At 71.0% G+C, this 14,238-nt stretch carries 14 protein-coding genes and 1 tRNA gene; 7 read left to right on the top strand and 8 right to left on the bottom strand.

Going from position 1 to position 14,238, the window contains the following annotated elements:
- Positions 1–75 precede the first annotated feature (75 nt).
- Entirely contained in the window at positions 76–477 is a 402-nt protein-coding gene (locus tag ACFFGY_RS17480) for a MarR family transcriptional regulator (RefSeq protein WP_377045797.1), read from the top strand.
- Between the two features lie 265 nt (positions 478–742).
- Here the strand turns inward: ACFFGY_RS17480 and ACFFGY_RS17475 are convergent, their stop codons facing one another.
- Genes ACFFGY_RS17475 through ACFFGY_RS17450 form a run of 6 tightly spaced genes read right to left on the bottom strand, consistent with a single transcriptional unit; the run spans position 743 to position 7,824 of the window.
- A complete protein-coding gene (locus tag ACFFGY_RS17475; RefSeq protein WP_377045796.1) occupies positions 743–2,329 on the bottom strand; it encodes an ABC transporter ATP-binding protein in 1,587 nt (528 codons plus the stop codon).
- A complete protein-coding gene (locus tag ACFFGY_RS17470; protein WP_377045795.1) occupies positions 2,329–3,360 on the bottom strand; it encodes an ABC transporter permease in 1,032 nt (343 codons plus the stop codon). The genes ACFFGY_RS17475 and ACFFGY_RS17470 overlap by 1 nt, the downstream gene beginning before the upstream one ends.
- On the bottom strand, positions 3,357–4,445 hold the full coding sequence (locus ACFFGY_RS17465; protein WP_377045794.1) for a microcin C ABC transporter permease YejB: 1,089 nt from the start codon (positions 4,443–4,445) through the stop codon (positions 3,357–3,359). Before ACFFGY_RS17465 ends, ACFFGY_RS17470 begins: the two co-directional genes overlap by 4 nt.
- Positions 4,446–4,460: 15 nt before the next feature.
- A complete protein-coding gene (locus ACFFGY_RS17460; RefSeq protein ID WP_377045793.1) occupies positions 4,461–6,368 on the bottom strand; it encodes an extracellular solute-binding protein in 1,908 nt (635 codons plus the stop codon).
- 50 nt (positions 6,369–6,418) lie between these two features.
- Positions 6,419–7,264, bottom strand: coding sequence for an inositol monophosphatase family protein (locus ACFFGY_RS17455; protein WP_377045792.1), 846 nt, complete (start codon positions 7,262–7,264; stop codon positions 6,419–6,421).
- Positions 7,265–7,278: 14 nt separating this feature from the next.
- Entirely contained in the window at positions 7,279–7,824 is a 546-nt protein-coding gene (locus ACFFGY_RS17450) for a c-type cytochrome (protein ID WP_377045791.1), read from the bottom strand.
- Positions 7,825–7,948: 124 nt separating this feature from the next.
- On the opposite strand from ACFFGY_RS17450, the gene ACFFGY_RS17445 reads away from it, so the two are divergent.
- The 5 genes from ACFFGY_RS17445 to ACFFGY_RS17425 all read left to right on the top strand — a co-directional run bounded on the left by ACFFGY_RS17445 (position 7,949) and on the right by ACFFGY_RS17425 (position 12,282).
- Positions 7,949–8,719 carry a 3-deoxy-manno-octulosonate cytidylyltransferase gene (locus ACFFGY_RS17445; protein ID WP_377045790.1) on the top strand — a complete coding sequence of 257 codons (771 nt, stop codon included), beginning with the start codon at positions 7,949–7,951 and terminating at the stop codon, positions 8,717–8,719.
- Positions 8,716–9,666, top strand: a complete 951-nt coding sequence (locus ACFFGY_RS17440) for a prephenate dehydratase (RefSeq protein WP_377045789.1) — start codon at positions 8,716–8,718, stop codon at positions 9,664–9,666. The genes ACFFGY_RS17445 and ACFFGY_RS17440 overlap by 4 nt, the downstream gene beginning before the upstream one ends.
- Before the next feature lie 472 nt (positions 9,667–10,138).
- Positions 10,139–10,948, top strand: coding sequence for an undecaprenyl-diphosphate phosphatase (locus ACFFGY_RS17435; protein WP_377045788.1), 810 nt, complete (start codon positions 10,139–10,141; stop codon positions 10,946–10,948).
- A 108-nt stretch (positions 10,949–11,056) separates the two neighbouring features.
- Positions 11,057–11,671, top strand: coding sequence for a hypothetical protein (locus ACFFGY_RS17430; RefSeq protein WP_377045787.1), 615 nt, complete (start codon positions 11,057–11,059; stop codon positions 11,669–11,671).
- Positions 11,672–11,868: 197 nt separating this feature from the next.
- A complete protein-coding gene (locus ACFFGY_RS17425; protein ID WP_377045786.1) occupies positions 11,869–12,282 on the top strand; it encodes a hypothetical protein in 414 nt (137 codons plus the stop codon).
- 143 nt (positions 12,283–12,425) lie between these two features.
- On the opposite strand, the gene ACFFGY_RS17420 is transcribed toward ACFFGY_RS17425, so the two are convergent.
- Both ACFFGY_RS17420 and ACFFGY_RS17415 read right to left on the bottom strand, forming a co-directional pair.
- A complete protein-coding gene (locus ACFFGY_RS17420; RefSeq protein WP_377045785.1) occupies positions 12,426–13,073 on the bottom strand; it encodes a CoA transferase subunit B in 648 nt (215 codons plus the stop codon).
- A 20-nt stretch (positions 13,074–13,093) separates the two neighbouring features.
- Positions 13,094–13,843, bottom strand: a complete 750-nt coding sequence (locus tag ACFFGY_RS17415; RefSeq protein WP_377045784.1) for a CoA transferase subunit A — start codon at positions 13,841–13,843, stop codon at positions 13,094–13,096.
- A 184-nt stretch (positions 13,844–14,027) separates the two neighbouring features.
- Here ACFFGY_RS17415 and ACFFGY_RS17410 point away from each other — a divergent pair.
- Positions 14,028–14,103, top strand: a tRNA-Ala gene (locus tag ACFFGY_RS17410).
- The last annotated feature ends 135 nt before the right edge of the window (positions 14,104–14,238 follow it).

The raw sequence follows: 14,238 nt of genomic DNA, 5'->3' as shown, positions 1-14,238 counted from the left end.
CGCTGGCGATGTTGAGGGGGCTGGAGCGATCCGGACACGACGTCACGGCGCAACTTGGAAGGATAAGAATACACTATGGCGGTGAAGATGACTGGAGATGAACTCGTGGAGGTCCTGCGCGACACGGTGGTCGCGCTGGTACGACGCGACGGGCCTGACCTTTCGGCACGCCAGCTCGGTGTCTTCCTGACCGCCTATCTCGCAGAAGGACCACACACGGTGCGCGGCCTGGCAGCCTCGCTCAACGTGTCCAAGCCGGCGATCACCCGCGCGCTCGACCGGCTGGGGGAACTCGACCTGACCCGCCGCAAGACGGATCCGCAGGACCGTCGCAGCGTGCTGGTGCAGCGGACCGCCAAGGGCACCAGCCTGCTGCGCGACATGTCGACGATCATGGGTGAGGCCGTCGCCATGCCGCAGGGCACGGCCACCGTCGAGGCCGCCAACAGCGAGAACAAGGCGCGTCACGCAGTCTGAGCAGTTCGGCGGGCAGGGCCTGTGGCCGCTGCCCGCGATTTCTCCGCACGAGGCTGGTGGGGCGGCGTCGCGCGGAAGGCCGTCCGGATGTCGCGCGGAGAACCGGGTTCTTCGCGCGACGATCCCTCCCCCGGACCGGGCCGCGAAGGCCCTCCCGACGCTTCACGCGATCTTCACGCAACAACTCCGGGACGTGCTCCCGCCCGGCGATGCCTTCCTGCTCCGCCACCTGTCGCGGTGATGGGCGCGGAAAGGGGCGCGGCGATCAGTTCCCGCCGTTGAAGGCCGCAGAAAGAAGCTCGCGCGTATAGGCTTCGCGCGGCGCGGCCAGCATCCGCTCCGTTTCGCCTTCCTCCACCACGCGGCCGTTGCGCATCACCAGGATGCGGTGGGCCATCGCGCGCACCACGCGCAGGTCGTGGCTGATGAACAGGAAGGCCAGCCCGTGCCGGTGCTGCAGCCCGCGCAGCAGGTCCACGATCTGCCGCTGCACCGACACGTCGAGCGCGCTGGTCGGCTCGTCCAGCACCAGCAACTGCGGCTGGAGCACCAGCGCGCGCGCGATGGCGATGCGCTGCCGCTGCCCGCCGGAGAATTCGTGCGGGTAGCGCTGCGAGGCGGCGGGATCGAGCCCGACCTCTTCCAGCGCCACCTTGACGCGGCGCTCCCGCTCAACGCGGCGCAGCGATGCCTCGTGCACGGCCAGTCCTTCGCCCACGATGTCGGCCACGGTCATGCGCGGCGACAGGCTGCCGAAAGGGTCCTGGAACACGATCTGCATCGCGCGCCGTACCGGCCGCAGCGCCGTTCGCGACAGCCCGTCGATGCGCTGGTTCCGCAGCATCACCGTGCCGCTGCCGGGTGCCAGCCCCAGCAGCCGCAGGCCCAGCGTGGTCTTGCCCGAACCGCTCTCGCCCACCACGCCCAGCGTTTCGCCCGCGCCGATGCGCAGCGACACGCCGTCCACCGCGCGCACCTCCGACACCACGCGGCGCAGGAGACCGCGGCGGACGGGAAAGGTGACGCGGATGTCGCGCGCTTCCAGCACCGACTCTCCACTGTCCGGGCACGGCGGTGCGGTGCCGCGCGGCTCCGCTTCCAGCAGCATGCGGGTATAGGGATGCGCCGGCCGTGCCAGCACCTCCGCCGCCGGGCCGGTTTCCACCGCGACGCCCTGGCGCATCACCACCACGCGGTCGGCATGGCGGCGCACCAACGTCAGGTCGTGGGTGATCAACAGCATCGCCATGTTGCCGCGACGCTTGAGGTCGTCCAGCAGGTCGAGGATCTGTCGCTGCACCGTGACGTCGAGCGCCGTGGTCGGCTCGTCCGCGATCAGCAGCTTCGGCGCGTTGGCCAGCGCCGCCGCGATCATCACGCGCTGCCGCTGCCCACCCGAAAGCTGGTGCGGGAAGGCGTCCAGCCGGTTCTCCAGCACCGCCAGCCCGGCATCGCGCAGCAGGCGGCGCACCTCCTCCGCCAGGGCGCGGCCGCGTAAGGGGCGATGGAGGGTGATCGCTTCCGCCACCTGCCGCCCGATCGTGTGCAGCGGGTTGAGCGAGGTCATCGGCTCCTGGAACACCATCCCCACCGTGCCACCGCGCAACCGCCGCAGCTCACCCTCAGGGGCGCGCAGCACGTCCACGCCGTCCAGCGTGACCTGGCCCGATGGGTTGGCGCCACCCGTCGACAGGAGCTTGAGGCAGGACAGCGCCGTGACGCTCTTGCCCGAGCCGCTCTCGCCCACGATCGCCACGGTCTCGCCGGGCTGCACCGCGAAGCTGACGCCGTGCACCACGGTGGTGCCGCGAAAGGCGACCTGCAGATCGCGGACCTCGAGGATCGGCGGCATCAGCGCCCGCCGCCCGGCAGCTTGCGCGGGTCGAAGGCGTCGCGCACCGCTTCACCGATAAAGATCAGCAGCGTGAGCGTGCCGCCCAGCACCGCGAAGGCCGTGATGCCGAGCCAGGGCGCCTGAAGGTTGTTCTTCGACTGCGCCACGAGTTCCCCCAAGGAGGGCGAGCCGGGTGGCAGGCCGAAGCCCAGGAAGTCGAGGCTGGCCAGCACGGTGACGCTGCCCGACAGGATGAAGGGCAGCATGGTCAGCGTCGCCACCATGGCGTTGGGCAGGATGTGGCGCACCATCACGCGCGCGTCCGACACGCCCAGCGCCTGCGCCGCGCGGACGTAGTCGAGGTTGCGGCCGCGCAGGAACTCCGCCCGCACCACGCCGGTCAGGCTCATCCACGAGAACAGCAGCAGGAAGATCAGCAGCGTCCAGAAGCCGGGCTCGATCACGCTGGCCAGGATGATCAGCAGCAGCAGTTGCGGCAGCCCGCTCCAGACTTCGATGAAGCGTTGAAACGCGAGGTCCACCCAGCCGCCGTAATAGCCCTGCACCGCCCCCGCCGCGATGCCCACCACCGAGGAGACCAGCGTCAGCGCGAAGCCGAACAGCACCGAGATGCGGAAGCCCCAGATCACCCGCGCCAGCACGTCGCGCGCCTGGTCGTCGGTGCCGAGCCAATTGCGCGCGTCCGGAGGGGAGGGCGCGGGGCGGCCGAGGTCGCGCACCACCGTGTCGTAGCGGAAGGGCACCGGCGGCCAGATGGCCCAGCCGCGCTTCCCGACCTCGTCGATCAGGGCCGGGTCGCGCCAGTCGGCGTCGGTGGGGAAGCCGTCGCTGAGGATGTCGCTCTCGGCGTAGTCCACCAGCACGGGAAAGAACCAGCGGCCCTCGACATGCGCCACGATGGGACGGTCGTTGCTCAGCACCTCGGCGAAGAGGGTGACGGCGAAGAGCACCCCGAAGATCCACAGCGACACGTAGCCGCGGCGGTTGGCGCGGAAGTTCGCCCAGCGGCGACGGTTCAGAGGACTCAACGGCGCGCCTCGAAGTCGATGCGCGGGTCCACCAGCGTATAGGCGAAGTCGCCGATGATCTGCATCACCAGCCCCAGCAGCGTGAAGATGTAGAGCGTGCCGAACATCACCGGGTAGTCGCGCCGGATCGCGCTCTCGAAGCCGAGCAAGCCCAGACCGTCGAGCGAGAACACGATCTCCACCAGCAGCGCACCGGTGAACAGGATGCCGATAAAGGCCGACGGGAAGCCCGCGATGATCAGCAGCATGGCGTTGCGGAAGACGTGGCCGTAGAGCACGCGCCCCTCCGTCGCGCCCTTGGCGCGGGCGGTGAGGACGTACTGCTTGTTGATCTCGTCCATGAAGGAGTTCTTGGTCAGCATCACGAGGCCCGCGAAGCCGCCCACCACCAGCGCCACGGTGGGCAGCACCATGTGCCAGGCATAGTCCAGCGCCCTGGCGCCGAAGCTCCAGTTCTCGGCACCTGAGGACAGCAAGCCGCGCAAGGGGAACCACTGCACGAAGGAGCCGCCGGCAAACAGCACCACCAGCAGGATCGCGAACAGGAAGCCCGGCACGGCGTAGCCCACCAGCACCACGCCTGAGGTCCAGGCATCGAAGGCGGTGCCGTCGCGCACCGCCTTGCGGATGCCGAGCGGGATGGAGACGAGATAGATGATCAACGTGGACCACAACCCGAGGCTGATCGACACCGGCAGGCGCTCGGCGATCAGGCTCAAGACGGAGCGGCCGCGGAACAGGCTCTGCCCGAAGTCGAAGCGCAGGTAGCTGCCGACCATCTCGGCGAAGCGCGTGGTGGCGGGCTTGTCGAAGCCGAAGGCGCGCTCGATGTCCTTGACCACCGCGGGGTCGAGGCCGCGCGCGCCGCGGTAGTTCGAGCCCTCGGAGCCGCCGCCGGGCTGCCGCACCTCGCCCGTGCCGCCGGTGACGCGCGACAGCGCGCCGCCGCCGTTGTTGCGCAGCTCCGCGATCATCTGGTCCACCGGGCCGCCGGGGGCGAACTGCACCACGACGAAGTTGATCAGGATGATCCCGAACAGCGTCGGGATCACCAGCAGCAGGCGACGGAGGAGGTAGGCGGCCACGCGTTCAGGCCCCGTTCAGGTCGGGGACCGCCGCGCCTCGCTCAGCGCCTTCTCGCGCGCCGGGTCGATCCACCAGCCCTCGATGCCGATATTGTAGTGCGGGTTGCGCGGCGGCCGGCCGAACTTGTCCCACCAGGCGATGCGGAAGGTGCTGCTGTACCAGTTCGGCACGACAAAGAAGTTCCACAGCAGCACGCGGTCCAGCGCATGGGTGCGCGTCACCAGCTCCTCGCGGTTGGGGGCGTTGATCACCAGCTCGACCAGCGCGTCCACCACCGGGTCGCTGATGCCGATGGTGTTGCGGCTGCCGGGCTGCTTGGCGGCCTCCGAGCCCCAGAAGTCACGCTGCTCGTTGCCGGGCGACAGGCTCTGGCCGAACAGGTCGATCGTCATGTCGAAGTCAAAGTTGTCGGTACGCACCTGGTACTGCGCCGCGTCCACGGTGCGGACCGTGGCCTGCACGCCGAGACGGGTCAGCGACTGCACGTAGGGCAGGGCGACGCGCTCGTAGGTGGAATCCGCCAGCAGGATCTCGAAGCGCAGCGGCTGTCCGTTGCGGTCCACCATCTGCCGGTCCTTGATGACCCAGCCCGCCTCGCGCAGGAGGTCCAGAGCGCGGCGGGCATTGTCGCGGTTGTTGCCGCTGCCGTCGGTGGTGGGCAGCTTGAAGGCCTGGGTGAAGAGCGCCGGCGGCAGCTTGTCGCGGAAGGGCTGGAGGATCTCCAGCTCCCGCCCCTGCGGCACGCCCGACGACGCGAGCTCCGAATTCGCGAAATAGGAGTTGGTGCGCGTGTAGGAATTGTAGAAAAGGTTGGCGTTCATCCACTCGAAATCGAAGACCAACCCCAGCGCCTCACGCGTGCGGCGGTCGGCGAAGACCGGGCGGCGCAGGTTCATGATGAAGGCCTGCATCCCGGCCGGGATCTCGTGGTGCAGCTCGTCGCGCTTGACCAGCCCGCGCGCCACGGCCGGGAAGTCGTACTGCGTGGCCCAGGAGCGGGCGATGTTTTCCTGCCGGAAGTCGAGCTGCCCGGCCTTGAAGCCTTCGAAGGCCACGGTGGCGTCGCGATAATACTCGAAGCGCTGCGTGTCGAAGTTCTGCAGCCCCCGCATGGTCGGCAGGTCGCGGCCCCAGTAGTCGGGCACGCGCTGCAGCACCATGCTGCGCCCGGCCTCGAAGCGCCCGACCTTGTAGGGACCCGAGCCCAGCGGCAGCTCCAGCCCCGGCTGCGCGAAGTCGCGCCCTTCCCACCAGTGCTTCGGCAGCACCGGCATCTGCCCGATGATCAGCGGCAGCTCGCGGTTGCCGGGGTTGCGGAAGCGGAACACCACGCGGCGCTCGTTCTCGGCCGTGGCGCCCTCGATGTCGCCCCAGTAGTTGCGGTAGCGTGGATGGCCCTTCTCGCGCAGCGTCGCGAAGCTCCAGGCCGCGTCCTCCGCCGTGACGGGCCGGCCGTCGTGCCAGCGCGCCTCGGGCCGCAGCTCGAACGCGGCCCAACTGTTGTCGGCCGCGACCTCCACCACCGCCGCCAGGTGCGCGTAGGCGGTGCTGGCCTCGTCGGCGCTGTCCATCAGCAGCGTTTCGAACAGCAGCGTGATGCCCACGGCCGGGGTGCCGCGCAGGATGAAAGGGTTGAAGCTGTCGAAGGAGCCCAGCGCGGTGCGCACGAACTCGCCCCCCTTGGGCGCGTCGGGGTTCACCCAGGCCCAATGCGGGAAATCCGCCGGCAGCTTGGGCTCGCCCAGCAGCGACAGCGCGTGCGTGCGCCGCGCGGCGCCAGTGGAGGCGGCGGCTGCACCGGGCGCGGCCGGGGTCGGCGTGGCCGGGGCCTGGGCGCCCGTGGACTGGCCCCGGGCGCCCCGCCCGATCACGGGCAGGGTGGCGGTGGCGAGGGAGGCGGCGAACAGGTTGCGGCGGAACATGCGCCCAGGATGGGGCTTCCCGCCGGTCCCCTCAACCGTCTCGCGGGCAATCAGGCACTTCGCAACAATCGGCCGGCCTGAGCGGTCAGCGCCCGGTCGCCCACCGCCAGCACCGTACCGTCGCTCTCGAGCGTCAGGGGCTGCCCATCCCAGTCGGTGACGGCGCCGCCCGCGCCTTCCACCACCGGTACCAGCGCGGCCCAGTCCCAGGGCTTCATGGTGCTGTCCACCACCACGTCCACCAGCCCCAGCGCCAGCAGCCCGTAGCTGTAGCAGTCGCCGCCCCAGGTGACGCGCCGCACGGCGCCGCAGATCGCGTCGCGCGCCGCGGCTTCCTCGGGGCGGAAAATGGAAGGGCTCGTGCAGCTCAGCTCCGCCGCGTCCAGGCCGGGGCAGGGGCGGCAGCCCGCGGTGCCGCCGAAAGGACCACGGAAGCGGGTCGCCTCCCCGGCGAGGCCGATCCAGCGCTCGCCGGTCACCGGCTGGTCAATGATGCCCAGCACCGGGCGGCCGCGGTGCAGGAGGCCGATCAGCGTGCCGAACAGCGGGCGGCCGGTGACGAAGGCGCGCGTGCCGTCGATCGGGTCGAGCACCCAGACCCACTCGGCCTCGGGGCGGAGGCTGCCGTGTTCCTCACCGATCACGCCGTGCTCGGGAAAATGGGTGAGCAGGTGCTCGCGGATCGCCCATTCGGCGTCGCGGTCGGCCTTGGTGACGGGGCTGGCATCGCCCTTGGCCTCGACCAGCAGGGCGGAGCGGAACAGCGGGCGGATCACCCTGCCCGCGAGGTCGGCCGCCGACTCGGCCGCCGCCAGGAACGCGTCCGCCTCCGTCGCGGCGGAGGGGAAGCCGGGGCGCGCGCCATCGGTCGCGGGGGTGTGCCCGGTGCCACTCATCGTCCTGTTGGCCTTTACTGCGGGGTGGGCAACGGTTCGGGGTTCGGGCTCAGCGTGCGGAGAAAGGCGATCACGTCGGCGCGCTGCTTCTCGCTGGCCAGCCCCGCGAAGCCCATGCGGGTGCCGGGCATCGCCTTGGCCGGCGCCGAGATAAAGGTGCTGATCGCCTGGTAATCCCAGACCTTGTCGGACAGGGCCTTGTTGGCGGCGGAATAGTTGAAGCCTGCCTCGGCCGCGTGGTGACGCCCGACGATGCCGTACAGGTTCGGGCCGACGCCGTTTTTGCCGTTGTTCTCAAAGATATGGCAGGCGCCGCAGGTGCGGGTCGCCAGCGCCTTGCCGGCATCGGCGTCGGCGGAGGCCAGCAGCGGCGCGATCGGGGCCACCTCGTAGGGTGCGGCCGGGGCGCTGCCGGCCGCGGCGGGCGCGTCGCCCACCTGGATGGCGGGCTTTTCCAGCGGCTCCGGATGCACCACCACGCTGCCGATAAAGCCCGCGACACCGAAGACGACGCCGGCCGTCAGGACCGCCGCAAACACCTTATTTGCTTCCAGGCTCATGCGCCCCGCCCATCCCTCAAGCTTCGTGCGCTTGGGAAACGCCCGGAGGGCACAGGTTTGCGCCAGCCCCACGCCTCCACTACAAGCAAGAAACCTTAAACACGCGAAACCTGTCCCACAACCCGTGCGCCCGCTCGTCCTGATCCCGGCCCGGATGGCCTCGACCCGCCTGCCCGACAAGCCGCTGGCCGACATCCATGGCAAGCCCATGATCGTCCATGTCCTGGAGCGTGCCCGCGAGGCCGCGATCGGGCCCGTGGCGGTGGCCTGCGACACCCCCGCCATCGCGGACGCCGTCCGCCGCGCCGGCGGCGAGGCGGTGCTGGTGCCCGACGACGTGCCGTCCGGCACCGACCGCATCAACCTGGCGCTGGCCACCCTCGACCCGCTCGGCGAGCACGACGTGGTGGTGAACCTCCAGGGCGACCTGCCGACCCTGCCGTCCTCGATGCTGCGCTCGGTGCTGATGCCGCTGGCCGACCCGGCGGTGGATATCGCCACGCTGGTGGCGCCCATCACCTCGGCGGAAGAAGCCGCCACCCCCAGCGTGGTGAAGTGCGCCTGCGCCTTTGCCCGCGGCGGCACGGTGGCGCCGGCGCTGTACTTCTCGCGCAACGCCATTCCCTCGGGCCCCGGGCCGCTGTGGCACCACATCGGCGTCTACGCCTATCGCCGCGTGGCGCTGGCGCGCTTCGTGGCGCTGCCGGAAGGCTTCCTGGAAGCGCGCGAGAAGCTGGAACAGCTGCGTGCCCTGGAAGCTGGGATGCGGATCGGCGCGGCCCGGGTGGACCACGCGCCCTTCGGGGTGGACACGCCGGCCGATCTCGAGCGCGCCCGCGAGGCGCTGCGGCCGCGCGGGGCGCCGGCCGGCGGGGTGGCCGGAGGGGCAGCATGACGGACGAGGTGACCGTGATCGAGGACGCCGCGGTTCAGCGAACCGGCAACACCCCTCCGCTGCCCGGTGGGCAACCGTCGCGCAGCACGGGCGGGCCCGAACGGGTGATCGCCTTCCAGGGCATGCCCGGCGCCTATTCCGACCTCGCCTGCCGCGCCGCCTATCCCGGCTGGACCACGCTTCCCTGCCCCTCCTTCGAGGCCGCGATCGTGGCGGTGCGCGAGGGCCGCGCCACGCTGGCCATGCTGGCGTCCGAGAACTCGCTGGCCGGGCGCGTGCCCGATATCCACCGCCTGCTGCCCGATGCCGGCCTGTACGTGGTGGCGGAGCATTTCGAGCGCGTGGAGCACTGCCTCCTGGCGCCGCGCGGAGCCACCATGCGGTCGATCCGCCGTGTCCACAGCCACCCGGTGGCGCTGGGACAGATCCTCCGTCTCCTGCGCGACAACAACTACCAGCCGGTGATCGAGGCCGACACCGCCGGCGCCGCCGAGATCATCGCGGCGCGCAACAGCCTCGAGGACGCGGCGGTCGCCTCTTCACTGGCGGCCGAGCTCTACGGCCTCGAGATCCTGCGCCGCAACGTCGAGGATGCCGAGCACAACACCACCCGCTTCTACGTGGTGTCGCGCGAGCCCGAGGCGCCGCCGGCCGAGGCGCCCGACTGCGTCACCACCTTCGTGTTCCGCGTCCGCAGCGTGCCCGCGGCGCTCTACAAGGCGCTGGGCGGCTTCGCCACCAACGGCGTGAACCTGACCAAGCTCGAATCCTACATGCTCGACGGGCATTTCACCGCGACGCAGTTCCTGTGCGACGTGGACGGACACCCGGATCAGCCGCCCCTCGCCCGGGCGCTGGAGGAGCTGCGCTTCTTCTCGCGCGAGGTGCGGGTGCTGGGCACCTACCCCGCGCATCCCTACCGCCGGGAACAGGCCGCGGCCGGCTGAGGTTCCGTCGTGCCGCCCCAGGCCTGCCGCGGCCCGCTGCCGGCCCGTGACGCCCGCCGCCGGCCCGGCGCCGCGGGGCGCGGGGCAGCACGGCCGCGGGCGGGAGCACCGGTGACGCGGCCCCGGCTGTCCGGATCCTGGCTGGCCCGGCTCTGCGTGGCCCGACTCTGCGTGGCACGGGTCTGCGTGACCCGGCACCGGGCGGCGCGGTCCGCAGCGCCCCGCGCGCCCCGGTTGGCATGGTTCGCCGCGACGTGGCTCGCTCCGGCGCGGTTTGCCGCGGCAGGCTCCGCCCCGCCGCCGTCCCGCCCCGAAAGCGCCGGCCCGGAACCCCTCCCGCCCGGCGCCGCATCCCGCCGCGCAGCACCCCCGGCCGCCGCGACCCGCGGCCCGGCCGCGCCACCCGCTTCAACCCCCTCCCGACCCTCCCGCCGTCCCCTCGCGGCCTGATCCTCCCGGAGCGAATGACGACATGGATATCGCTGCCCTGATCCCGGCCATCATCATGGGGCTCGTGGAAGGCCTCACGGAGTTCCTGCCGGTGTCCTCCACCGGCCACCTGATCCTGATGGGCGACCTGCTGGGCTTCCAGGAGCCGCCGGGCAAGACCTTCGAGATCGCGATCCAGCTCGGCGCCATCCTGGCGGTGATCTGGGCCTATCGCGCCGACCTCGTCACCATCCTCCTCGGCATGTGGCGGCCGCGCACGGCGGAACGCTTCGTGGCGATGAACATCATCCTGGCTTTCCTGCCGGCGCTGGTGCTGGGCGCCACGCTGCACGGGATCATCACCAACCTCCTGTTCAACGCCTGGGTGGTGTCGTGGGCGCTGGTGCTGGGCGGCATCGCGCTGATCGTGATCGAGCGCCGCCGCCCCAAGGCCACGATCCCCACCATCGCCGAGATCGGCCCGCTGTCCGCGGTGATCGTGGGCTTCGGCCAGGTGCTGGCGATGATCCCGGGCACCAGCCGCTCGGGCGCCACCATCATCATGGCGCTGCTGCTGGGCGTGGAGCGCCGCGCGGCGGCCGAGTTCTCCTTCCTGCTGGCCATTCCCACCATGCTGGCCGCCACGGTGTTCAGCCTTTGGAAAGCGCGCAACGAGCTGGCGGGGGGCGACCTCACCCAGATCGGCGTGGGCTTCGTGGTCGCCTTCGTGGTGGCGCTGCTGGTGGTGAAGGCGCTGCTGCGGATCATCACCCGCACCGGCTTCGAGCCTTTCGGCTGGTACCGCATCGCGCTCGGAACCGTGATGCTGGTCTGGCTGTACCTCCGGGGTTAGACCTATCGGAGGTTGTGGAAGGGACGATTCGTGCCCGTCCCGGCCCAATCCGTCCCGCCTTGCCCTTTCCCTGGGTGAGGCCGGACTCAACCGGGAAAGAACTGCGCCATGCGCCGGACCCAGCCCTTCCTCCTCGTGCTTCTGCCGGTGCTGGTCGCGGCCGGCGGCGCGGCGGCGCAGTCCTGGCCCAACGACGTGAACCCGCGCGGCGACGCCATCAACGCCGCGGTGGCACCGCTGGAGCGGATGCTGGATGCGGCGCCGCGTCCCACCGTGGCGCGCCCCGGCCTGCCCGTGGCCGAGCGCGCCGCGCCCATCCCGATCCTGGACTGGACCCCGCCGCCCGCCGCGGCACCCGCCGCCGCGCCCCGCCGGCCGGCCCGCCGCGTTGCCCGGCGCGCCGCACCGCGCGCGGCCGCGCCGCCGCGCCAGGACAACGCCTGGCTGGAACAGCGCCTGGCCACGCGCGAAGGGCAGATGGAAACGCTGCGCCAGCAGATCGAGCAGGACCGTCGCACCCTGCAGGCTCAGCGCGCGAGCGCGACCCCCGGCCAGCCCGCCCCCCAGCCCTCCACTGGCCAATCCGTCATCGGCCAACAGCCCAGTGCCCAACCGCCCGGGGGCGCGGACGCGCCGGCCTCCGCGCGCCCGGCCTCCGCCCCCGTATCAGCACCCGCGGCGGTCCCGGCCGGCGGCGCGGTTCCGCCCGGCAACGGGCGCTGAGCCGCCCGCCCTGCGCCGTTTGCGACCCTTGGTCAGCCCCTGTTTTCATTCAGGGTAACAGGGCTGTCTGACAGAAATGCCACACTGTGTCCCTGAACCAATCTTGTGTTCGGTGGGGGCTGGTAATGGTTCCGGGTTCCATGCGGTCATGCGCCCCGGGTGATTCGCTTCAGACTCACCGGGAAAGGATCCGTTACATGAACCCCCGCTTCCTGCTGGCTCTGCCCATGCTGGTGACCCTGGCTGCCTGCGTGAATCCGCCGGCCCCGCCGCCGGCGCCGCCGCCGCCGGTCGTGCCGCCCGCGCCGCCCGTCGCCGCCGTGCCGCCCGGCCTCGACGGCACCTATATCGGCCAGGCCATCGCCGCGCCGCGCCAGCGCGCCTGCCGCCCGCAGCGCATGAACCTGAGCATGACCGTCAGCAACGGCCACGCCGTCCTGGCCGTGGACCGTCGCCGCGAGGTCGAGTCCGACATTAACTCCGACGGCAGCGTCAGCTTCAACACCGACATGGGCACGGTCGACGGCAAGTTCGCCAACGGCGCCATGACCGGCCAGGGCGTGCGCATGGGCGTGTGCAACTACAACTTCTCGCTCAAGAAGCAGGGCTGATCCGTTCCGCCGCCGGTCCCGGCCGGCGGCTCCCGGAACGCGGCAAGGGCCGGTCCCACGGGGCCGGCCCTTTTCCGTTCCTGCCCGCGAACCAGTTCCGGGCGGCCGCGGGAGCGGGCGGAACCGCAGCCCCGCGTCCCGCTTCAGGCCGTGGCGAGCGCCACCGCGTAGTCCGCCTCGGTCTTGGCGCGGACCTCCTCCTCCGACACGCCGGCGGCGAGCTCGACCAGCCGCATCCCGCCCGCCACCTTGTCGATCGCGAAGACCGCGAGGTCGGTGATCACCAGGTCCACGACGCCCGTGCCGGTCAGCGGCAGCGTGCAGCGGTGCAGCAGCTTCGGCGCGCCGCGGGCGGTGTGCTCCATCAGCACCACCACGCGCTTGACCCCGGCCACGAGGTCCATCGCACCCCCCATGCCCTTTACCATCTTGCCCGGCACCATCCAGTTCGCGAGGTCGCCGTTCTCCGCCACCTCCAGCGCGCCCAGGATCGACAGGTCGATATGCCCGCCGCGGATCATCGCGAAGGAGCTGGCGCTGTCGAAGAACGAGGTCGAGGGCAGGGCGGAAACCGTCTGCTTGCCGGCGTTGATCAGGTCCGGGTCTTCCTCGCCCTCGAAGGGGAAGGGGCCCAGGCCCAGCATCCCGTTCTCGCTTTGCAGCTGCACCGCCATGCCATCGGGAATGTGGTTCGCCACCAGGGTCGGGATGCCGATGCCGAGGTTGACGTAGAAGCCGTCCTCCAGCTCGCGCGCCGCACGGGCGGCCATCTCGTCGCGTGTCCAGGCCATGTGCTTGCTCCCCCTCGTTTTCAGGCCACCGCCGGCTCGGAACCGGCCGCCGCCGGTGCCGCCGCGGCGCGCTTGCGCGTGGTGCGCTGCTCGATGCGCTTCTCGTAGCCCGGCGGCACCACCACGATGCGCTGCACGTAGATGCCCGGCGTGTGCACGTGGTCAGGGTCGATCTCGCCTGGCTCCACCAGCTGCTCGACCTGCACCACCGTGGTTTTCGCGGCGGTGGCCATCATCGGGTTGAAGTTGCGCGCCGTCTTGCGGAACACGAGGTTGCCCTCCGTGTCGGCCTTCCAGGCGTGGATGATGGCGAGGTCGGCGAAGATGCCGCGTTCCATCACGTAGCGTTGGCCGTCGAACTCGCGCACCTCCTTGCCCTCGGCCACCGCGGTGCCGACGCCGGTGCGCGTGAAGAAGGCCGGGATGCCGGCGCCGCCCGCGCGGATGCGCTCGGCCAGCGTGCCTTGCGGGTTGAACTCGATCTCGAGTTCCCCGGCCAGGTACTGCCGCGCGAACTCCGCATTCTCACCCACGTAGGAAGAGATCATTTTCCGGATCTGCCGCGTGTGCAGCAGCAGCCCCAGCCCCGCATCGTCCACGCCGGCATTGTTGGACACCACCGTCAGGTCGCGCACGCCGGACTCCCGTAGCGCCTCGATCAGCAGCGCGGGAATGCCGCACAGGCCGAAGCCGCCCGAATGGATCAGCATGCCATCGTGCAGCAGCCCCTCCAGCGCCGCCGCCGCCGTGTCGAAGACCTTCCTGCTCATGCTGCGTGCCTCTCCGGACGTGTTCCGGCGCGACGCTAGCGGCGAATTCGCCGCCCCGGAAGCGGCGGCGCGATGGGGTCGGTGAAAGCCCCGGCGCGCCAACCTGCGACATGGCCGCAAAAGCGTGGGCAGGGGGGCTTGCGGCCCCTCCGATGCCCGGCTATACGCCGCGAACCGCAACGGCGGGGCCATAGCTCAGTTGGGAGAGCGCCTGAATGGCATTCAGGAGGTCGTCGGTTCGATTCCGATTGGCTCCACCACGCGGTTCCAGTTTTCCTCCGCTGGTGTCCGGTGTCGCGATAATCCGCTGACGCCATCTCGCGCGAAGCCGATCGCGCAAGTCTCACACATCATCATGCGCGACGCTGCGATCATCGGGCGCGGCGCTTCGCGCA

It is taken from the genome of Roseomonas elaeocarpi (genome assembly GCF_042433915.1).
Taxonomy (GTDB): Bacteria; Pseudomonadota; Alphaproteobacteria; order Acetobacterales; family Acetobacteraceae; genus Roseomonas; species Roseomonas elaeocarpi.
The sequence above is the reverse complement of the archived record's forward strand: the minus strand, read 5'-3'. Positions and strand labels throughout refer to the sequence as shown.

What these genes read in the sequence shown, in the direction of transcription:
- ACFFGY_RS17460 (WP_377045793.1), bottom strand. Translation starts at nt 6,368, where the DNA reads ATGTTCCGCCGCAACCTGTTCGCCGCCTCCCTCGCCACCGCCACCCTG.
- ACFFGY_RS17425 (WP_377045786.1), top strand. Translation starts at nt 11,869, where the DNA reads ATGAACCCCCGCTTCCTGCTGGCTCTGCCCATGCTGGTGACCCTGGCT.
- ACFFGY_RS17415 (WP_377045784.1), bottom strand. Translation starts at nt 13,843, where the DNA reads ATGAGCAGGAAGGTCTTCGACACGGCGGCGGCGGCGCTGGAGGGGCTG.
- ACFFGY_RS17475 (WP_377045796.1), bottom strand. Translation starts at nt 2,329, where the DNA reads ATGCCGCCGATCCTCGAGGTCCGCGATCTGCAGGTCGCCTTTCGCGGC.
- ACFFGY_RS17450 (WP_377045791.1), bottom strand. Translation starts at nt 7,824, where the DNA reads ATGAGCCTGGAAGCAAATAAGGTGTTTGCGGCGGTCCTGACGGCCGGC.
- ACFFGY_RS17430 (WP_377045787.1), top strand. Translation starts at nt 11,057, where the DNA reads ATGCGCCGGACCCAGCCCTTCCTCCTCGTGCTTCTGCCGGTGCTGGTC.
- ACFFGY_RS17435 (WP_377045788.1), top strand. Translation starts at nt 10,139, where the DNA reads ATGGATATCGCTGCCCTGATCCCGGCCATCATCATGGGGCTCGTGGAA.
- ACFFGY_RS17420 (WP_377045785.1), bottom strand. Translation starts at nt 13,073, where the DNA reads ATGGCCTGGACACGCGACGAGATGGCCGCCCGTGCGGCGCGCGAGCTG.
- ACFFGY_RS17455 (WP_377045792.1), bottom strand. Translation starts at nt 7,264, where the DNA reads ATGAGTGGCACCGGGCACACCCCCGCGACCGATGGCGCGCGCCCCGGC.
- ACFFGY_RS17440 (WP_377045789.1), top strand. Translation starts at nt 8,716, where the DNA reads ATGACGGACGAGGTGACCGTGATCGAGGACGCCGCGGTTCAGCGAACC.
- ACFFGY_RS17480 (WP_377045797.1), top strand. Translation starts at nt 76, where the DNA reads ATGGCGGTGAAGATGACTGGAGATGAACTCGTGGAGGTCCTGCGCGAC.